We start from the raw sequence: 3,604 nt of genomic DNA, 5'->3' as shown, positions 1-3,604 counted from the left end.
GTCGGCACCGCGACCGCCTCGCTGGCCTTCCGCCGCGACCAGGTGGAGCACGACCTCACCGGCTTCGGCTTCGTCGTACCACGCGCCGAGAACCGCCCGGTGATGGCCACGACCTGGAGCTCCAGCAAGTTCCCCGGCCGTGCGCCCCAGGGTCACGTGCTGCTGCGCAGCTTCCTGGGCCGCGCCGGCATCGAGGCGGCGGCGCAGCTTGATGACGGCGAGATGACCAAGGTCGTGCGCGCGGAGCTTCGCGAGGTGATGGGCATCTCCGCCGCGCCCGAGTTCGTGGAGATCTTCCGCTGGCCGCGCGGCATGCCCCAGTATCGCGTCGGTCATGTCGACCTGGTCGACCGGATCGAGACCGGTGTGGCTGAGGTGCCTGGCGTCGAGCTTGCCGGCGGCGCCTACCACGGCATCGGCATCGGCGATTGCCTGCGAGAGGGCGCGGCCGCGGCTGAACGTACTCTCGAGCACGTCCGCGGCCTGCCCGAAGACGCCGTGCCGCCGCAGCCCGCCGACCTGCCCGCCGCGGACGGCGTCGAGGACTAGAGTAGCGGCTCTGCGGGCGACGCTCGTCAGAGCGCCCGCAGCACGTCGTCCCCGGTGCGGCTGGCCGGCACGGGACGGTTCCGCACGCGGGATGGATGCCCTGGTGCGCTGGACATCTCTCCCTAGACACACGTACCCCTCACGCAAACGGCGACTGCTGACGACGTAGGAGGCAACACAGCCTTCGGGCATGGGGTTCCGGGGCAACGCCGCAGTGGAGGAGGGGACGTGAACAGCACCGTCTCGATGATCATCGGCCTGGTCATTACCGTGGTCTGCATGATCGCCAGCTACTACATCGCCGTCAACAAGGGGCGGAGCCCGGTGCTTTGGGTCATCCTGGCGTTCTTCTTCAGCATCATCACGCTGATCATCATCGCCGTCCTGCCCGCCAAGCACACGGCCTCTCGGACCGCGATCCCGCCGGCAGCCTGAGTCGCGCCGATCTTTGGGTGAACAGGGGCGGGCGGCGCAGGTGCGCCGCCCGCCCCTGTTCGCGCTGTCGGCCGCTTCGCGCGCCCTCCCGAAAAGGACGCCGCGACCGCTGGCTCAGTACTTGCCGACCAGCTTCCATATCCAGCGGTGCGGTGCATGCACGCTGAAGCCGACCTTGTTGTACATCACGGCGCAGTGGCCGGTGATGACGTGGAGGCCGCGCTTCTGGGCCTCGGCCAGCGCCTCGGGCGTGTCGGTCATCTGGTGGATCCAGATCTCTTTCACGCCGGCATCGGCGGCCTTGGCCACCCACGCGGCCGTCTCTTCCTTGGGGAGCTCCAGGACGGCCGCCTCGACCGGCGCCGGCAGCGTGCTGAAATCGGGATACGCCTTGTCGCCCTCGACTTCCCCGCTGCCGGGATCGATGGCGTACACCGTTCTTCCTCGTTCCTTGAGCGCGCCGTAGGCGATCTTCGGGAAGGGCTTCTTGCTCCCTTGATGGCCGACGACAGCATACGAGTCTCGCTCCCAGAACCGTTCGCACTCCGAAGGCATGGTCTCTCCTCCTAGGCTGGTTGGTCTTCTGACGCGCCGGGAGACTGCTCAGCCGTGAGGCCGTAGCACTGGGCCGGCGCGAGCACATCGGGGAAGCGCTCGCGGAGCGCGAAGCGCGTTTCGTAGCAGAGGTGACACTCGTCGGCGTACAGCGCGCGCTGCGGAGTGTGCCCGTACGTCTGGGCCAGGGCCCAGGGACCGCCGGACAGGATCTCGGCGACGACCGGCCGCCGCGCCGGGTCGTAGGCGTCGAGCACGGCGGCCAGACCGCCGGCGCGTGATCCTCCAGCGTCGCCGGCCGCCTTCTCGTCGCCTCCCCCGCCGGCGAACACGTTGCCGACGCTGATGCCCTGGCAGATCTGCAGCTCCCCGTCGCAGCCGAGGTGAGCGCGGCCAGGCGCGGAGAAGTCCTCGTAGGGGCAAGTGACCAGCGTGTCAGGCGGCCGGTCCGCTCGCCCGGGGGCGAGCTCCACGGCCGCTCTGCCCTTGCACATGACCTCGCCGACGTCCTCGCCGAGGCTCAGCTCCGGGATGTCGAGACAGGCGGCGGCACCGACTTCGAGCACGGCCATGGGTAGGCCGAGCTCGCGTGCCGCCAGCGTGGCATTGCGCAGGCAGCTCTCGTCGGCGTGCTCGACGAAGTAGGCGTACGAGGACAGCGACAGGTCGCTGATGCCCAGGTCGACGAAGGGCCTGAGCCACACCTTGGCGTCGTCGACCGAGGTCGCCCAGAAACAGTTGCTCACCATGCCCCAGTCCAGGCCGAGGCGTCGCGCGTGCGCCGCCGCGGCCAGCACGATGGGGTAGGCAAGCATGGGCTCGCCGCCCTCGAAATAGACCGTACCGACGCCGCCGGCGGCAGCCTGGTCGATCGCGCTCGTGAGCTGCGCCAGCGTCATGGCGCCCTCGGCGTCCGGCGAGCCCCACACGAAACAGTGGTCGCACGCGTATGTGCAGCGGTAGGTGACGAGGAAGTGAAGACCATCGAGACGGATGCTCATAGCGCGTCCCGAGTCCGGATTCCCGCTCAGAGTCGTGCGCGAAAGGCGCGCACTTCCGCCGCGAACCAGTCGCCGGCGGCGTTCTTGATGCCCATGTACTCCTTGAAGTACGGCGAGCCGTTGGCAGTGGCGTGGCCGACCACATCGCTCTTCTTGATGTCGAAACGCGCCCGCAAGTAGCGGACGAGGCGCAGGCCGGCATTGGCCTGCGCCTTGCGCGCGAGGATCTGGCGGTCCATCCAATGGCCGTCCTTGCCGCTCTTCATCTCCTGCACGAACTCGATGCCGATGGACGTCCAGTTCATGCCCACGGCGTGACGGCCGCGCACGGACAGCGGCAGGCACTGGTAGATGGTGCCGTCCTTGTCGATGATGAAATGCGCGGAGACGCCGGGCTTCTCGGGTTTGCCGGGGATCGACGCGTAGGCGGTGTTGTTGGCGAACGTCCACCAAGCCGGCTGCCAGGTGGCTCCGGCGGTGTGGTGGAGAACGACGACCTTGGGGTCGTTGAGCTTCCAGCTGTGCTGGTGGTAATGGCGCTGGCTGTAATCGGCCATCTGCGCCTTGCGCGTGGCGCCGAAAGGGATGAGCTTGACGCTGATCGGCGGACGGAGCGCGGACGCGCTGGCCGCGCCGGCGGACGCGGGCGCGACGGCGTCGCCGAGCAAGAGGGCCGCGGAGAGGCTCGCGCAGAGCGCGAGCGCCGCCGCGGCGGCCAAGGCGATGCGCGTGAGACGAGCCATGCGCAGAGTATACGCCGGGAACGGCGGACTGACTTCCTAGTCGCCACGCACCCCGGGCGGCGTCCGGCGCCGCGCCGATGTATGCTAGTCCGCCTCGACGCGGCGCGGGCATCCGCTCGCGTCGACTGACGGCAAGGAGCATACGTGACCGACCGAGCCGGCAAGCTCGTCGACAACAGCATCGTCACCGCGGAGGCGCGGGTCGCTCTCGAACGCTTGCGCCAGCTCTCGGTGGAGCTGGTCGCCGTCGTCTACGATGCGGACGCCGACAACGAGACCGTCGACGGCGCCGCCCGCCTCCTCGTCGAGATTGGTCCGGCC

5 protein-coding genes are annotated in these 3,604 nt (G+C 69.1%); 2 read left to right on the top strand and 3 right to left on the bottom strand.

Annotation, left to right across the window (positions count from 1 at the left end):
• A partial coding sequence (hemG, locus tag WC493_RS22340) for a protoporphyrinogen oxidase (RefSeq protein ID WP_373068683.1) occupies nucleotides 1–549 on the top strand: 549 nt, incomplete at its 5' end.
• Nucleotides 550–777: 228 nt separating this feature from the next.
• The gene (locus WC493_RS22335) at nucleotides 778–984 is read left to right on the top strand and encodes a hypothetical protein (protein ID WP_373068681.1); all 207 of its coding nucleotides are present in this window, start codon (nucleotides 778–780) and stop codon (nucleotides 982–984) included.
• Between the two features lie 114 nt (nucleotides 985–1,098).
• Here WC493_RS22335 and WC493_RS22330 read toward each other — a convergent pair whose 3' ends face one another.
• Genes WC493_RS22330 through WC493_RS22320 form a run of 3 tightly spaced genes read right to left on the bottom strand, consistent with a single transcriptional unit; the run spans nucleotide 1,099 to nucleotide 3,283 of the window.
• Nucleotides 1,099–1,539, bottom strand: coding sequence for a CoA-binding protein (locus WC493_RS22330; RefSeq protein ID WP_373068679.1), 441 nt, complete (start codon nucleotides 1,537–1,539; stop codon nucleotides 1,099–1,101).
• 11 nt (nucleotides 1,540–1,550) lie between these two features.
• Nucleotides 1,551–2,540: a radical SAM protein gene (locus WC493_RS22325; RefSeq protein ID WP_373068677.1), complete on the bottom strand. Its 990-nt coding sequence runs from the start codon at nucleotides 2,538–2,540 to the stop codon at nucleotides 1,551–1,553.
• A 26-nt stretch (nucleotides 2,541–2,566) separates the two neighbouring features.
• Nucleotides 2,567–3,283 carry an N-acetylmuramoyl-L-alanine amidase gene (locus WC493_RS22320; protein WP_373068675.1) on the bottom strand — a complete coding sequence of 239 codons (717 nt, stop codon included), beginning with the start codon at nucleotides 3,281–3,283 and terminating at the stop codon, nucleotides 2,567–2,569.
• Between the last annotated feature and the right edge of the window lie 321 nt (nucleotides 3,284–3,604).

This window comes from Zavarzinia sp. (genome assembly GCF_041650655.1).
Lineage (GTDB): Bacteria > Pseudomonadota > Alphaproteobacteria > Zavarziniales > Zavarziniaceae > Zavarzinia.
The sequence above is the reverse complement of the archived record's forward strand: the minus strand, read 5'-3'. Positions and strand labels throughout refer to the sequence as shown.